This window comes from Paenibacillus sp. FSL W7-1088, from assembly GCF_037969855.1.
In the GTDB taxonomy this organism is placed as follows: domain Bacteria; phylum Bacillota; class Bacilli; order Paenibacillales; family Paenibacillaceae; genus Paenibacillus.
In genome coordinates, this window is sequence record NZ_CP150216.1 from 1671382 (window position 1) to 1686590 (window position 15209).

At 47.5% G+C, this 15209-nt stretch carries 15 protein-coding genes; 14 read left to right on the forward strand and 1 reads right to left on the reverse strand.

Features of this window, described 5'->3' with window-relative positions; translation table 11 throughout:
* Positions 1-53: 53 nt before the first annotated feature.
* From MKY42_RS07480 to MKY42_RS07490, 3 genes are all read left to right on the forward strand, one after another.
* The gene (locus tag MKY42_RS07480) at positions 54-1409 is read left to right on the forward strand and encodes a glucose-6-phosphate isomerase (RefSeq protein WP_076291734.1); all 1356 of its coding nucleotides are present in this window, start codon (positions 54-56) and stop codon (positions 1407-1409) included.
* Between the two features lie 164 nt (positions 1410-1573).
* The gene (locus MKY42_RS07485; protein ID WP_072734274.1) at positions 1574-2206 is read left to right on the forward strand and encodes a YigZ family protein; all 633 of its coding nucleotides are present in this window, start codon (positions 1574-1576) and stop codon (positions 2204-2206) included.
* A gap of 5 nt (positions 2207-2211) precedes the next feature.
* Complete coding sequence (locus tag MKY42_RS07490; RefSeq protein WP_063564400.1) at positions 2212-2814, forward strand: TetR/AcrR family transcriptional regulator; 603 nt, start codon at positions 2212-2214, stop codon at positions 2812-2814.
* Positions 2815-3008: 194 nt separating this feature from the next.
* Here the strand turns inward: MKY42_RS07490 and MKY42_RS07495 are convergent, their stop codons facing one another.
* Positions 3009-3410, reverse strand: a complete 402-nt coding sequence (locus MKY42_RS07495) for a secondary thiamine-phosphate synthase enzyme YjbQ (protein ID WP_179265500.1) — start codon at positions 3408-3410, stop codon at positions 3009-3011.
* A gap of 366 nt (positions 3411-3776) precedes the next feature.
* On the opposite strand from MKY42_RS07495, the gene cysT reads away from it, so the two are divergent.
* From cysT to MKY42_RS07550, 11 genes are all read left to right on the forward strand, one after another.
* A complete protein-coding gene (gene cysT, locus MKY42_RS07500) occupies positions 3777-4592 on the forward strand; it encodes a sulfate ABC transporter permease subunit CysT (RefSeq protein ID WP_063564398.1) in 816 nt (271 codons plus the stop codon).
* Positions 4589-5386, forward strand: a complete 798-nt coding sequence (locus tag MKY42_RS07505; RefSeq protein ID WP_339850121.1) for a sulfate ABC transporter permease subunit — start codon at positions 4589-4591, stop codon at positions 5384-5386. Before cysT ends, MKY42_RS07505 begins: the two co-directional genes overlap by 4 nt.
* A 1-nt stretch (position 5387) precedes the next feature.
* A complete protein-coding gene (locus MKY42_RS07510; protein WP_024629354.1) occupies positions 5388-6452 on the forward strand; it encodes an ABC transporter ATP-binding protein in 1065 nt (354 codons plus the stop codon).
* 55 nt (positions 6453-6507) lie between these two features.
* On the forward strand, positions 6508-7572 hold the full coding sequence (locus MKY42_RS07515) for a sulfate ABC transporter substrate-binding protein (protein ID WP_179265499.1): 1065 nt from the start codon (positions 6508-6510) through the stop codon (positions 7570-7572).
* A 223-nt stretch (positions 7573-7795) separates the two neighbouring features.
* Positions 7796-9403, forward strand: coding sequence for an ABC transporter substrate-binding protein (locus tag MKY42_RS07520; RefSeq protein ID WP_179265498.1), 1608 nt, complete (start codon positions 7796-7798; stop codon positions 9401-9403).
* A 271-nt stretch (positions 9404-9674) separates the two neighbouring features.
* The gene (locus tag MKY42_RS07525; protein ID WP_062326882.1) at positions 9675-10625 is read left to right on the forward strand and encodes an ABC transporter permease; all 951 of its coding nucleotides are present in this window, start codon (positions 9675-9677) and stop codon (positions 10623-10625) included.
* 7 nt (positions 10626-10632) lie between these two features.
* Positions 10633-11478, forward strand: coding sequence for an ABC transporter permease (locus MKY42_RS07530; RefSeq protein ID WP_090894485.1), 846 nt, complete (start codon positions 10633-10635; stop codon positions 11476-11478).
* A gap of 261 nt (positions 11479-11739) precedes the next feature.
* Positions 11740-12765: an ABC transporter ATP-binding protein gene (locus MKY42_RS07535; protein WP_339850128.1), complete on the forward strand. Its 1026-nt coding sequence runs from the start codon at positions 11740-11742 to the stop codon at positions 12763-12765.
* Positions 12762-13697, forward strand: a complete 936-nt coding sequence (locus MKY42_RS07540; protein WP_339850130.1) for an ABC transporter ATP-binding protein — start codon at positions 12762-12764, stop codon at positions 13695-13697. Before MKY42_RS07535 ends, MKY42_RS07540 begins: the two co-directional genes overlap by 4 nt.
* Positions 13698-13753: 56 nt before the next feature.
* The gene (locus tag MKY42_RS07545) at positions 13754-14200 is read left to right on the forward strand and encodes a hypothetical protein (protein WP_179265495.1); all 447 of its coding nucleotides are present in this window, start codon (positions 13754-13756) and stop codon (positions 14198-14200) included.
* A 158-nt stretch (positions 14201-14358) separates the two neighbouring features.
* Positions 14359-15138 (forward strand): MBL fold metallo-hydrolase, encoded by a 780-nt coding sequence (locus MKY42_RS07550; RefSeq protein ID WP_179265494.1) that lies wholly within the window; start codon positions 14359-14361, stop codon positions 15136-15138.
* The last annotated feature ends 71 nt before the right edge of the window (positions 15139-15209 follow it).

A 15209-nucleotide genomic window follows, 5' to 3' on the forward strand; every position in this document is an offset into this window, starting at 1 on the left:
AGAATGGAAAACGGAAAAAAATACGCTACTGATATCAGGAGGTTTTATCGATCATGGCAAAAAAAGTGAAGTTTGACTACAGCACTGCCCTGCAATTCGTCAATCAACATGAAGTGGACTATTTCGCTGAACCGATTCGTTTGGCTCACGAGCAGCTCCACAACGGAACGGGAACCGGATCGGATTATCTGGGCTGGATCGACCTGCCTACCGCTTATGACAAAGAAGAGTTCTCCCGTATTCAAAAAGCGGCTGCTAAAATCCAAAGCGATTCTGAAGTACTGATCGTTATCGGTATCGGTGGATCATATCTTGGTGCGCGTGCAGCGATCGAGATGCTTACGCACTCTTTCTACAACAATCTGCCTAAAGACAAACGCAAAACGCCTGAAATCTACTTTGCAGGAAACAACATCAGCTCCACGTATGTAACTCATTTGCTGGATCTGGTTGAAGGCAAAGACTTCTCCGTTAACGTTATCTCCAAATCCGGTACAACAACGGAGCCAGCGATTGCTTTCCGTATCTTCCGTGCAGCACTGGAGAAAAAATACGGTAAAGAAGAAGCTCGCAAACGGATCTATGCAACAACAGATAAAGAGCGCGGCGCACTGAAAAAACTGGCGAATGAAGAAGGCTATGAATCCTTCATTATCCCGGATGATGTAGGTGGACGTTACTCCGTTCTGACGGCTGTCGGTTTGCTGCCAATCGCAGCAGCTGGCATCAGCATCGAAGAAATGATGCAAGGTGCGGCTGACGCGTCCAAAGAATACAGCAACCCGAACGTAGCTGAGAACGAAGCATATCAATATGCAGCTGTTCGTAACGCACTGTATCGCAAAGGTAAAGGCACAGAAATTCTCGTGAACTACGAGCCATCCCTGCATTTTGTATCGGAATGGTGGAAACAGCTTTACGGAGAGAGTGAAGGTAAAGACTATAAAGGGATTTATCCTGCATCCGTTGATTTCTCGACTGACTTGCACTCCATGGGTCAATTCATTCAAGAGGGTAGCCGGAACATCTTTGAAACAGTGATTCAGGTTGCTGAAGTATCGGAACATATTTCGATCGAAGCGGATCCGGATGATCTGGATGGTCTGAATTTCCTTGAAGGTAAAACGATGGACTTCGTTAACAAAAAAGCGTTCCAAGGAACACTGCTTGCACACACAGATGGTCAAGTACCGAACTTGATTGTGAACATTCCAGATATGTCTCCATATTCTTTCGGATATCTGGTATACTTCTTTGAAAAAGCATGCGGCATTAGTGGTTACCTGCTGGGAGTCAATCCATTTGACCAACCAGGCGTGGAAGCTTACAAGAAAAATATGTTCGCTTTGCTGGGCAAACCAGGCTTTGAAGAAGAGAAAGCAGCGCTTGAAGCGAGACTTTCCGAATAATTCATCGGTCTGCTCATATAGTTAAATAAGGTAATGTAATTACATTCGGGGAGTCATTGTGAAGCAATGGTTTCCCGGATGTTAAACCAAGGCAGTTCGTCCGCGTGCGCGCGGGGAACTGCTTTCTTGTAAAATGGATCAAATTGGTGGAAAGTTGGATAGGGATGATTGAACGTTATCGCACGGTTCGAGGACCGGGCAATCTGGAAATTGTAATCAAAAAGTCGCGATTTATCGGTCATATTATGCCGGTCACGACGGAAGAAGAAGCCAACGCTTTTATTGATGAAATCAAGAAAAAGCATTGGAATGCTACTCATAACTGCTCCGCATACATGATTGGTGAGCGGGATGAGATCCAGAAGCAATCCGATGATGGCGAACCAAGCGGAACCGCTGGCAAACCGATTCTTGAAGTTATCAAAAATCAGCAATTGAAAAATGTGGCTATCGTTGTTACACGTTACTTTGGGGGAATTATGCTTGGAGCAGGTGGGTTAATTCGTGCTTATACGGATGGAGCAGTTGCAGCCATAGAAGCCGGGGAAGCGATTACCAAAGTGCTCCATCGTGAAGTGTTTGTTGAACTGGATTATACATGGCTGGGCAAAGTGGAAAATGAATTAAGGAGCCGGGAAGTCCGTACAGGTGAAACTGGGTTCACCGATAAGGTTACGTTGACTTGTCTTCCGCCGGATAGTGAAACTGAGGCATTTGTGGCCTGGATCACAGATTTGACGCAAGGGCAATCCCGGATCACGGAGGGACAGCGGCTTTATTTTATTGAAGGGGAATAAAATATATGGCTAGAAGAGCAGTCGAACAGGAGTTGTCGAGGGAGCGGATACTGGAGGCGGCGAGGCATCTTTTTATTACCAAAGGATACCGTGCCATTTCGATGCGAAGCATCGGCCAGCATCTGGGCTATAGTCATGGGTCGCTGTATTATCATTTTAAGGAAAAGGCAGAGCTGTTTTATGCCATCGTGGTTGAAGATTTCAATCATCTGGGGCATTTGCTGCTGCAAGCCATGGTCAGGCCAGTCATGGGCGGCGTGAGCAAGGTGGAACATATCATGATGGAGTTTATTCGTTTTGGTTTGGAGAATCCGTATCAGTACGAGATTATGTTCATGATTCGTGATGAGGAATTGTTATCGTATTGTCGTACGGAGCAAGGAAGATGCTTTGAATTGTTCGCCTCCATTATTCGGCAATACATGAATGAAGAGGGCTGTACAGAAGAGGATATTCAATGTGTACCACGTACGCTGTTTTTGTCCATGCACGGATTCATATCGTATTATATTCAGGACCGTTTAACCTTTGCAGAGATTGAATCGGCTGCGTTATCTCATGTCAAAGTACTCTGCCGTAATCTCCAACACCAGCCTGGCGTCCAATAAGGCGCTTTTGTCGCACTCCTACACTTCAGGGCGGTGAATTGTCATAACATTAATTCTTTATAACGTTGTCTCGCGAAAGTTTTTGCGCGAAGAAAATCATTACAGGCGGGTTACATCCCTAAAATAGGGTGGGCCGCCTGTTTGTTTTTTATTTTAATCCATGGCGAATCAATAGAAAAAGGGTTGGTATGGAGCTAACCTTCCATGATTTTAAGGAAATATTCCCGTTGACGGGGACCATCAAATTCGCAAAAGTAGATGCCCTGCCATCTGCCAAGCAGTAATCTGCCCTCATGTATAATCACCGTTTGTGATGGTCCGGTTGTGATCGATTTTAAGTGAGAAGCGGTATTTCCCTCAGCATGCCGATATTCGGGATGTTCCCAAGGATACACTTCGTTCAGACGAAGCAGCACGTCATGTTTGACATCGGGGTCTGCATTTTCATTAATTGCAATGCCTGCTGTCGTATGTGGACAATATATCAATACCGTTCCATTCTGCACACCGCTGTCACGGACAACCTGCTCCACCTCCCGCGTAATATCCTTCATCTCATCCCGTCGGGATGTCGATAAATTCTTCGTATATAACATACTACTTCACTCCTTTGCTCCAAATTATGTCCTCTAGATTGTACCTTAACCATTACATACCAAACAAACCACTCAGATAAAAGGGGATCAAAGAAATCTGGGGATAACAGCGATCGGAAGGTTGTTCTGGCCGTGTAGCAGGCAGTGTAATAAGATATGAATCCATCTCATATGTACGCCGATTTTATTCAATAAAAGCATTGACGATTAGCACTGCAAACTGGTAAAGTATCAGATAAGCAAAAAACCAAGTAGACTAATGGGAATAATATTAAAGTAATAAAATCCAACTTAGGAAAATGGTTGTACCAAAACAGGAAGACTGCCGACCGGACATAGAACCGGAGGCTGGGAGGGAATGCAGCAATGAATACCGTTCTTCGTCACAAGGGATGGACTTGGGGATTCCGCAGTACCGTATTGCTATATTTTATCGTACTCATTGTACTTCCAATCATCGGTGTGTACGTCAATTCCTTCTCTGAAGGATGGAGCAACTTTATCCAAAGCATTATGGACCCAATCGCATGGAAAGCTGTGCTGTTAACGATCCGGCTGGCTGTTATAGCTACGGTGATTAATGTCATTCTGGGAACCATGATTGCCTGGGTGCTGACACGTTATCGCTTTTTTGGGAGGTCATTCCTTAACAGTCTTGTAGATCTTCCTTTTGCATTGCCAACAGCCGTTGGTGGCCTGATGATTATGCTGCTCCTGGGTCCGATCAGTGCCATTGGCAAACTGGCGGAATCCATGGGGTTTGAAATTGTGTTTCACCAGCCTGCGATTGTGATCGCGATGACCTTTGTAACGTTTCCATTTGTCATTCGTGCAGTGCAGCCTTTGCTCGAGGAGATCGATCCTTCGGAGGAAGAGGCATCCTACACGATGGGAGCATCGAAGGCGCGCACATTCAGGCAGGTCATTCTTCCGTCCATGGCTCCGGGCATGATTAGTGGGGGAATGCTCGCATTCTCCAGAGCACTGGCCGAATTCGGGGCTGTTGTACTGGTGGCAGGCAATATTCCGGGAAGAACACTGACGGCTTCCGTATTTATTTACGGAGAGATCGAAAGTGACAATCCAACCGGTGCCGCGGCCGTTTCCGTACTGCTCTTAACGCTCTCCTTCCTGATCCTCTGGCTCATTAATCTGGTACAGATGCGGGGGAGAAGACGATGAGGCGACTATTAATCGGACTGACGTTTGCGGTGTTTATTGTACTGCTGATCATCCCGCTTGGACGTATTGTTATTGGTGCATTTGAAGACGGGGCAGGAGGATTCCTGGATGGGTTGTTGCGCCCTGAGGCGCTTCATGCCTTGATGATGACAGGACTTGTTGTACTTGTTGTCACGCTGTTAAATACATTGTTTGGCGTTATGATGGCCATCTATCTGGTTCGCGCCGGATGGCTGAGTGACCGGGTGAAAGGGCTGCTGAACAGCATTGTGGATCTGCCCTATGCCGTATCACCCGTCATTGGCGGATTGATGATTGTACTACTGCTGGGTCCCAACAGCATTATGGGCGCTTTTTTTGAAGGAATTGGATTCAATGTGGTCTATGCCTTCCCGGGCATGGTCATTGCAACGTTGTTTGTCACGTTTCCACTGATGGTCCGAGAGGTCATGCCTGTCTTGCAGGAGCTTGGATCTCAGCAGGAAGAGGCTGCGTCAACGCTGGGTGCATACGGCTGGAGAACGTTCTGGAGTGTAACCTGGCCTTCCGTCCGCTGGGCGGTTGTGTACGGTCTTGTGTTGACGGTGGCCCGTTCGCTTGGGGAATTCGGTGCAGTGCTGGTTGTATCCGGTAACATTATGAACAAAACGCAGACGGCCACAACGCTTGTATATCAGGATGTAGAGAATTTTAACGTAGCTGCCGCAAATGGTGTGGCACTGGTACTGGTTACCTTTTCTGTCGGGCTGCTGCTTATGATGGAATGGGCCAAGAAGCGAAAGGAAGTGCATTGAGATGCATGTGGAAGTCCGTGATCTGAACAAACATTTCGGTGATTTTCATGCGGTAAAAGATGTCTCGTTCGATATTGCCAAAGGCCATCTAATCGGTTTGCTGGGACCCAGCGGAGGTGGGAAAACATCCATTCTGCGTATGCTGGCGGGTCTGGAGAATCCAGGTTCCGGGGAAATTCGTTTTCACGGAAAGGTCGTAAACCATCTGCCTCCGCAGGAGCGGGGAATCGGATTTGTATTTCAGAACTATGCTTTGTTCAAACATATGACGGTATTTGATAATATCGCCTTTGGACTCAAGGTCAAAAAGACCCCAAAAGCACAGATTCGTGATCGGGTCATGGAGCTGGTGGAATTGACAGGGCTGAAAGGTTTCGAACAGCGTTATCCACATCAGTTGTCTGGTGGACAGCGGCAGCGTGTCGCTTTTGCCAGAGCATTGGCCCCTGAGCCCCAGCTGCTGCTGCTGGATGAACCGTTTGCCGCCATTGATGCCAAGATCCGTCAGGAATTGCGTTCGTGGCTGAGAGAACTGATTGAGCGGGTGGGTATCACTTCGATTTTTGTAACCCATGACCAGGATGAAGCGATTGAAGTTGCCGACGAAATTATGATTATCAGCCAAGGGCGGTTGGAGCAGAAGGGCACGCCATGGGATATTTACAAAAATCCAGAGACACCTTTTGTTGCTACATTTATCGGGGAATCCACCGTTGTGGAGGATGCTTCACAGCTCAAGGGTTTCGAACATGCGGTGGAAGGGGAGCGCACCCGTGCGTTGATCCGCCCTGAGTATATCGAGATCGGTTTGAAGAACGAGTTTAGCATGTTGTCTGCTACTGAAAAGGGTACCGTCAAACACCTTCATTTCCGCGGAAGTGAATGGATGGTGGAAGTGGAAGTTGAAGGCCATAAACTCATTACGTATCGTTCCCTGGAGAAAACAACGCTGCAAGTCGGCCAACAGATTCGGGTGCTTGTGCATCGGGCATATCTGTTCAATGATACCCATAGCTGGGTTGTTGAGAACCGATTGAAGGAAGATCCAATGCCGGTCATCATCTAATCAGAAGATTATTTGTTTCAGAATTGTTCTAGAATTTTGGAGAGAGGTGCTGCCCATGCAGACGATGAAGAAGAAATTCAACCCTTTATACGTTGTCCTCATGCTTCTGCTCGTCTGCATGACCGTTGGATGTAGCAAGCAGGAGGATGCGAGCGGACAGAACGGAACTTCGACAGACGACCAATCCAATACATTGGTTATCGGTGCTTACAGTGTAGCCAAAGACGCCGTCGGAGAGTTATTGCCCAAGTTCCAGGCGGAATGGAAAGCCAAGACTGGACAGACGGTTCACTTTCAAGAATCCTATGAAGCCTCAGGGACACAAGCCAGAGCCATTGTTGGTGGATTCGAAGCTGATGTTGCGCTTCTGGCGATGGAAAGTGATATCGACAAGCTGGTCAAAGCTGATCTGGTCAGCTCCAACTGGAAACAGGCACCGAGTGATGGCATGATCACCCGCTCGATTGTTGTTCTGGGTACAAGAGCAGGCAACCCGCTGGGTATTCGCGATTTTGAAGATTTGACCAAGCCGGGGGTTAAGGTGCTTTATCCTAATCCGAAGACGTCAGGCGGAGCACAGTGGGACATTAATGCCATCTATGGTGCAGGGTTGAAGTTATCAGAGGAGGAGCAAGGGAAGAAAGATCCTGCCGTGGCTAAAGCTTTTCTGGAAAAAGTACATGAGAATGTTGAGTCACTGGATAAGAGTGGCCGATCCTCCATGGCGGCATTTGAATATGGCGTGGGTGACGTTATCGTCACGTATGAAAATGAATTGCTTGCCCGGATTGCCAAGGGTGTCAATTATGATATCGTGGTTCCCAAAAACACAATCCTGATTGAGAATCCGGCGGTTGTTGTGGACAAATATGCGGATAAGCATGGCAATCGTGAATTGGCGGAGGCTTTTGTAGCCTATCTGCGAACACCGGAAGCACAGCGCATTTTTGCCAAGCACGGTTTCCGTTCGGTAGATCCTGAGGTGTTTGCAGAGACGAAGTCCTCGTTCCCAACGCCTGAAGGTCTGTTCGATATTAACTACCTCGGCGGATGGGACAAGGTACGCAGTACACTGTATTCCAAACGAGGCGTATGGTACCAGGTGTTGGCCGGGTTGTAAGATCGTACGAGCATCGTCCTGTTATTGAATTTCAGAAGATTAATTGTTATTCAAACCTCCCTTTCACGATAAAAAGTGATATGGAGGTTTTTTGCATTGCTAGGCAATAATGTTATTTCATTTAAACCCGATAGGTTAAGTTGGAAAAAATCGTTGCAATTTGTCGAATCCTTGCCTATACTATCTAACAGAACGTTAAATTACAGCGAGGGGAAATATCATAATGAAATCGAAAAAAATGTGGCTGTCATTGATGCTGGTTCTGGTTGTGGCAATCATGAGTGCATGCGGAAGCAGCGGTGACGGAACAAGTTCTTCGTCTAATACCGCAGAAAATACAGCGACAACGGATGATAGCCAACCGAAAGATGGCGGAAGCATCATCATTGCCGTTCAGGATGATCCTAAAGTGATGAATCCGATCTATGCGGGTGACCGTGTAACGTTGACGATTGATCAATCTTTATATGCTCCACTGTTCAATGTGAATGATGGCAAAAAAACGTATGTGCTCGCAGAGAGCGACAGCTTCTCTGATGATCACCTGACGTATACATTGAAGCTCAAAGACGGCCTGAAATGGCATGACGGCCAGCCTCTTACAGCGGATGATATTGTGTTCACGATGGATAGTATCCTTGATGAGAAACAGCACAGTTCTTCCCGTAGTCAGTATGTTTTTGATGGCAAACCGGTTAAAGTAACCAAGGTCGATGACCTGACGGTAGAATTCAAATTGCCGGAAGTATCTGCTGCTTTTGAAGGAGCATTGGTTTCTTTCTCTCCAATCCCTAAACATATTTTTGAAGGCGAAGCCGATATTGAGAAAAGCGACAAAAACAACAACCCGATCGGTTCCGGTCCGTTCAAGTTCAAGGAATACCGTCCGGGCGAATACGTAACACTGGAACGTTTTGATGATTACTTTGCAGGCAAAGCTCATCTGGATAGCGTGACGTATCGTGTAGCGAAAGATCCAAATGCAGCGAACCTGGCTTTGCAAAACGGCGAGATTCAAATGCGTATGGTTGACACACAGGATTACAACAAATTGAACGACACAGGCAAATTCAACATGCTGACTTACCCGGAAGGTCGCTTGCAATACATGGTGTTCAACCTGAACGTGCCTTCGATGCAAAAGAAAGAAGTTCGTCAAGCCATCGCTTATGCTTTGGATAAAAATGAACTGATCACTGCTTCGTATTCTTCAGCTGACTTTGCTGAACCGGCTCCGTCGATTCTGACACCGGACACGTTGTACCAAACGGACGATGTTGAGAAATACGACTACAACGTGGAAAAAGCAAAACAATTGCTGGCTGATGCAGGCGTAAGCAACCTGAAATTGCGTCTTGCTTACACAAACACCAACAAACCACAAACAAGCCAAGCGCTGTACATTCAGCAAAAACTGAAAGACGTGGGCATTGAAGTAGAATTGCTGCCGATGGATGGAACAGCTTACGGTAACCGCACATTGGATATGAACAACACAGACTTTGAATTGTCCTTTGGTGGATACATTATGGGGTATGAGCCAGATGCTTATAAATCTCTCTTCCTGAGTGATGCGGCATATAACTACTCCCATTACAAAAATGCCGATTTCGATAAACTGTGGAATGAAGCAGCCGTTCAAATTGACGAAACGAAACGTGGCGATTTGTACAAACAAATCCAACAAACGGTAGCAAATGAAATGACGGTATACCCAATTGCCTACACGAAAGCTGTAGTGGCGATTGACAACACTTACGGCGGCGTTGAAGATGCAAATCCGAAACCAGTCGTGATGCTTGAAGATCTGTCCAAACTATTTAAAAAATAATCATATAGAATGAACGTATTGTTTGAACCTTTGAGATTCACAAAGAACGTAGAGGACAGAAATAACCTGAAGAAACGAAGTGTTCGCCTTTATCCCCAGATTTCCCCTTTTTATAAAGGAATCAAAGAAATCTGGGGATAACAGTGATCGGAAGATTTTTCTGCCATCGGAGTGGCCGATGTGAATCCTTGGTTCAATCCACATGCGTTCATTCTATATAACAAGCCAATAACGCCGGCCGCGAGGCCGGCGTTGATTCGGAGGTGCCCATGTGAACAACTATATTGTCCGAAGGATCGCACAAGCGATCCCTCTTCTTTTTGTAATCTCCATCGTATCGTTCACCTTGATCAAGCTGGCGCCGGGCGATCCGGTGCTTTCCTTTGTTACCCCGAATATGGGGGCAGAAGATGTGGAGCGTATTCGGCAAAACCTCGGTCTTGATCAACCGATGTACGTGCAATATGTCGTATGGCTCAAAAATGTACTGTCTGGTGACCTTGGTTATTCACTGGTGAACCATCGCCCGGTTGCCGAAATGATTATTGAACGATTGCCCGCTACGTTTGGATTGATGGGGGCATCGCTATTATTGTCTTTGCTGATTTCTATTCCGCTGAGCATGATTGCGGGTTCGCGTCAAAACAGCCTGTTTGACCGTGGACTCAGCTTAATCTCGTATATCGGGATATCGATTCCTAGCTTCTGGTTCGGTATGATGCTGATTTATTTCTTTGCAGTAGAGCTGCATTGGTTGCCCAGCATGGGTATGCGAACGGTTGGTATGGACTCCGCATGGGATATTATCAAACACGGTATTTTGCCATGTACCGTATTGACCTTCATGAACGTATCCGTGTACATGCGGTACATTCGTTCGAATACAATTAGTCAGCTGGAAGAGGACTATGTTCAAATTCAGTATGCTTACGGCGCAACTAAAGGAACGGTACTGCTTCGTCATGTACTCAAAAATGTACTGCTGCCTGTAATCACCATTCTCGGTATGTCTTTGCCGGAGCTGATTGCGGGAGCGTTTATTACGGAGTCCGTTTTCTCATGGCCGGGGATGGGATCTCTCGGGATTTCGGCCGTTCACGGTTTGGACTATCCGATTATCATGGGCATTACGATGATGTCCTCTGTGCTGCTGGTTGTCGGAAACCTGGTAGCTGATATCTTATATGGCGTGGTAGATCCACGAATCAAGACAACGGGGTGAGACAAAAATGAATTCAATGCGCTGGCGTAATTTACGGACGCAGTTAAGACAGCAGAAACTGGGCCTTGCGGCTGTCATCATATTGGGCATCTTTGTGCTCGCATCCCTGTTTGCGTTTCTGTCTCCACATGATCCGAATGAAATTGTAGTGATGGAGCGACTTCAACAGCCAAGTGCAGATCACTGGTTTGGTACGGACGATTACGGACGGGATTATTTGGCTCGGGCGTTATACGGAGGACGGGTGTCTCTTGCCGTAGGTTTCCTCTCTATGGCTATTGCCGTTATTGTGGGAACACTGGTAGGTACGGTTAGTGGTTATTTTGGCGGCTGGGTGGATAATACGTTGATGCGTATTGTTGACGTGCTCATGTCGATTCCATCCTTCTTCCTGATGCTGATCCTGAACGCATATCTGAAGCCGGGGATCGGCACAATTATTGTCATTATCGGGGTACTGAGCTGGATGAATATTGCCCGGATTGTCAGGGCTGAGGCGATGTCGGTCAAGCAGCGTGAATACGTACTGTATGCACGTGTATCGGGTCAAAAGCCTGGCCGGATCATCATGAAGCACATTATTCCCAACATTATTCCAACCATTATTGTCGCAGCAACCATCAACATCGCGAGTGCGATTCTCATGGAATCGTCACTAAGCTTCCTCGGACTGGGTGTTAAACAACCGAACTCTTCTTGGGGCAGCATGTTGAATGATGCACAGGGCTTTATTAGTGAAGCGCCGTATATGGCGATTTTCCCGGGACTGTTTATTTTGCTGACGGTGCTGTCGTTTAACTTCCTGGGGGATGTGTTCCGCGTAGCCTTCGAGCCCAAAGCGAACAAGCGATAGATGATTTTCGACTAAATATAGGTTCGACTAAACATTTTACACGAGAACGGAGAAGACAGAAATAACCTGAAGAAGCGAAGAGTTCGCCTAAAAGCTTTCTGAAAGAAAGCTACATCGGAAGCATACGCTATCACCGGATTTTCCCTTACGAAAAGGGAATCAAAAAAAATCTGGGGATAACAGCGATCGGAAGGTTGTTCTGTCTTTGGAGTGGCTAGTGTAAATATTCTTTGGTTGAACTTACACAGCGGGGTGAATACAATGACAGATTTATTATCGGTCAAACAACTGAAAACGTCCTTTGCAACTCGTGAAGGTGAGGTACAGTCCGTCCGGGGTGTGAGTTTTACGTTAAAAGAAGGCGAGGTGGTTGGGCTGGTTGGCGAGTCCGGCAGTGGCAAAAGTGTAACTGCCCGTTCGCTGATTCGGCTGATCCAGTCACCGGGCCGGATTACGGATGGTCAGATTTTGTTCCGTGGAGAGGATCTGCTGACCAAGTCGGACAAGGAGCTGCGCAAAATCCGGGGCAATCGCATCTCGATGATTTTCCAGGACCCGATGACATCACTTAATCCAGTCGTTCGTGTAGGTAAACAGATGACAGAGGTCATTCGTCGTCACCGGAAAATGGACAAGTCGGCTGCACGCAAGGAAGCGATTGAGTTGCTGCGGCAAGTGGGCATTCCTTCTCCGGAAGAACGGATCGACCAATATCCACACGAGTTCAGCGGAGGCATGAGACAGCGGGTAATGATCGCCATGGCTCTGTCCTGCAAGCCGGAGTTATTAATCGCGGATGAACCGACGACAGCGCTGGATGTAACCATTCAGGCACAGATTTTACAGCTGATGCAGGAGCTGAAAGAGTCTACGCAGACGTCCATTCTGATGATTACACATGACCTTGGTGTCGTTGCTCAGGTCTGTACCCGCGTGATTGTGATGTATGGTGGACTCATTATGGAAGAGGGGCCAGTGGAGCGTATTTTCGCTCATCCGCAGCATCCGTATACTCAGGGATTGCTGCGCTCCATTCCGAAGCACGGCGAGGAAGGTGGACGCCAGCGGCTGGCAACCATTGAAGGTACACCGCCCAATCTGCTTCATCCACCAACCGGATGTCCGTTTATGGAACGTTGCCCACACGCCATGGAAGTATGCAAACAGATGCCTGCGTATACCGAGACTGCACGCGGTCATCGAGCGCTATGCTGGTTGCTGGACGATCAAGGTCGGGAACAACAACAAGTACAAACAGGAGCATCATCAGAGGAGGTGGAGCAATGAGTACAGGAACCGATCAGCGTGAAGTGCTGCTGGACGTGCGTGGCTTGAAAAAACATTTTCCGGTACGTGGTGCTGGCAAAGGCAAAGACGTCGTGAAAGCCGTGGACAACGTCAGTTTTCATATTCACAAGGGAGAAACATTCGGACTGGTCGGTGAATCCGGCTGTGGCAAATCAACGACTGGACGCAGCATCGTAAGACTTTATGATGTGACGGACGGAAGCATTATGTTTGGTGGACAGGACGTTGCGAAGATGAATGAACGCCAGTTGAAGCCATTTCGCAAACGGATGCAGACGATTTTTCAGGACCCCTATTCTTCACTGAATCCGGGTATGAATGTCCTGCAGATTATTAGTGAGCCTATGGAAATTCATAATTATGCTTCCAAGGCAGAGATGAAGGGGCGAGCGCTTGACCTGATGAACCGTGTGGGCCTGAAGCCAGAGCACGCGGAGCGTTATCCACATGAATTCAGTGGAGGGCAGCGTCAACGGATCAGTATTGCCCGTGCATTATCGGTGAACCCGGAGTTTATTTTGTGTGATGAGCCGTTGTCCGCCCTGGATGTGTCCGTACAGGCACAGGTGGTCAATATGCTTGAAGATTTGCAGGCAGAGCTGGGACTGACCTATTTGTTCATTGCCCATGATCTGTCCATGGTACGCCACATCTCCAACCGAATCGGTGTGATGTATCGCGGTAAGCTGGTAGAAGTAGCACCAACAGAAGAACTGTACCGTAATCCGGTACATCCGTACACCCAGGCATTGCTGGCAGCAATTCCTGTACCTGATCCAACGGTGCGGAACGTGATGCCGCCGATCTACAGTGGGGATACCGATCCATCCGCTCGGGGACGGGATGAAGAACCGGAGTGGATGGAAGTTTCGCCAGGACACTTTGTATCCGGCTATCGAGACAGGATATAATGGATTAGGAAGTTCAATGGACTAATGATATATAGTGGCAGGAAGGTGTGAGTTGGATGAGCGCTGAGTTTAAGTTGTCCCAAAATACAGCGATTCGGCTGGAACAGGCTCGTAGCAAAGGCATGTCAGATGCAGCTTTGTTGGAAGCGATTCAAGCCAAAGATGTGGCTGCTTTTGATGCCGTGTCTGAGGAGCACTACAGATATGATGATCTTTTCTCCTATGCGGACGAGCATGGCGAGAATCTGGAAGGTGCGGTTAAAGACGGCTACCGGATTACCTTTAACACTCGTGGTGGTCTGGGAATCTACTTGCAAAAGTCCTTCGGATTACAGCCGGAGAAAGACTTCACTGTGGGTGAAGGCATCGTAACCGGGTTGATATTAAAACCGGAGCAGGCAGATGTACTGGCCAAACGCCTTGCATCAAACTGGGTGATTACCGAATCCAAACATGTACCTGAGGGCCAAGAGCTGACGTTGAAGCTGCGGGCTTTGGTATAGTGAAACAACAGACTGTCCCGTTTGCAGTGATTAACTGCGGCGTGATGGTCTTTTTTTTTGCAAAAACAGAGGTGGGAGATTACAATTTACATATCATTAATCGGATGGAACATGAATTTGGGATGCATTGCTTCAGGGATAGAGAGGGGACTTTTCTAATGAATCAGCTAACATTTCTGGGAACAGGGGATGCGATGGGTGTTCCGCGGGTGTATTGTGATTGTGACGTTTGCACAGAAGCCCGAATTACGGGGATCAACCTTCGCAAACGTGCTGCTGTTTTGATTCATAGTGATGGCGAGCACGAACCTTTCATGATTGACTGCGGACCGGACTGGAGATCACAGATGGAAGATCAAGGGATGCGGATGGTGCAGACGCTGCTGATCACTCATGCGCATTTTGATCATATTGGAGGCTTGCCCGAATGGGCAGATGCGTGTCGCTGGTTGGGTGTAAAAGGGCAGTTGTATGCACCACGGGAGGTGATCGCGACCATCCAAAGTCAGTTTCCATGGCTCGGTCGTCATATGAATTTTCTGGAAACGGATGCGGATATCGAGCTCGGTGGATGGAAGGTGCACTCCTGGAAAGTTTGCCACGGTCATAATGGCTATTCGTATGCGTATCGATTGGAGCGTGAAGGATATACCTGGGCATATTGCTCGGATGCCATTGATCTGAAGGCTTCGGAGAAGCAGCCGCTATATGGGCTGGATCTGCTGGTACTCGGAACGAGCTTTGTTCATGAACTTGCGGAATTCTCCACACGCTCGGTGTACGATATGGTTGAGGCGCAGGAGCTGTTGCAGGAATTGAAGCCGGGTCAGACCTATTTTACACATATGTCTCACGACGTGGATGTACGCCAGAATTATGATCTGGATCAGGGGATTACGCTGGCACTTACTGGTCTGAAGGTGAAGCTGGGAGAATAGGACAGCCATGTTAAAAATAAATTCAGAAGAGCGTATCCTTTGCAGGAGGTTCTTCGTTTACATAGTGTAAG

What these genes read in the sequence shown, in the direction of transcription:
- MKY42_RS07480 (WP_076291734.1), top strand. Translation starts at nt 54, where the DNA reads ATGGCAAAAAAAGTGAAGTTTGACTACAGCACTGCCCTGCAATTCGTC.
- MKY42_RS07485 (WP_072734274.1), top strand. Translation starts at nt 1,574, where the DNA reads ATGATTGAACGTTATCGCACGGTTCGAGGACCGGGCAATCTGGAAATT.
- MKY42_RS07490 (WP_063564400.1), top strand. Translation starts at nt 2,212, where the DNA reads ATGGCTAGAAGAGCAGTCGAACAGGAGTTGTCGAGGGAGCGGATACTG.
- MKY42_RS07495 (WP_179265500.1), bottom strand. Translation starts at nt 3,410, where the DNA reads ATGTTATATACGAAGAATTTATCGACATCCCGACGGGATGAGATGAAG.
- cysT (WP_063564398.1), top strand. Translation starts at nt 3,777, where the DNA reads ATGAATACCGTTCTTCGTCACAAGGGATGGACTTGGGGATTCCGCAGT.
- MKY42_RS07505 (WP_339850121.1), top strand. Translation starts at nt 4,589, where the DNA reads ATGAGGCGACTATTAATCGGACTGACGTTTGCGGTGTTTATTGTACTG.
- MKY42_RS07510 (WP_024629354.1), top strand. Translation starts at nt 5,388, where the DNA reads ATGCATGTGGAAGTCCGTGATCTGAACAAACATTTCGGTGATTTTCAT.
- MKY42_RS07515 (WP_179265499.1), top strand. Translation starts at nt 6,508, where the DNA reads ATGCAGACGATGAAGAAGAAATTCAACCCTTTATACGTTGTCCTCATG.
- MKY42_RS07520 (WP_179265498.1), top strand. Translation starts at nt 7,796, where the DNA reads ATGAAATCGAAAAAAATGTGGCTGTCATTGATGCTGGTTCTGGTTGTG.
- MKY42_RS07530 (WP_090894485.1), top strand. Translation starts at nt 10,633, where the DNA reads ATGAATTCAATGCGCTGGCGTAATTTACGGACGCAGTTAAGACAGCAG.
- MKY42_RS07535 (WP_339850128.1), top strand. Translation starts at nt 11,740, where the DNA reads ATGACAGATTTATTATCGGTCAAACAACTGAAAACGTCCTTTGCAACT.
- MKY42_RS07540 (WP_339850130.1), top strand. Translation starts at nt 12,762, where the DNA reads ATGAGTACAGGAACCGATCAGCGTGAAGTGCTGCTGGACGTGCGTGGC.
- MKY42_RS07545 (WP_179265495.1), top strand. Translation starts at nt 13,754, where the DNA reads ATGAGCGCTGAGTTTAAGTTGTCCCAAAATACAGCGATTCGGCTGGAA.
- MKY42_RS07550 (WP_179265494.1), top strand. Translation starts at nt 14,359, where the DNA reads ATGAATCAGCTAACATTTCTGGGAACAGGGGATGCGATGGGTGTTCCG.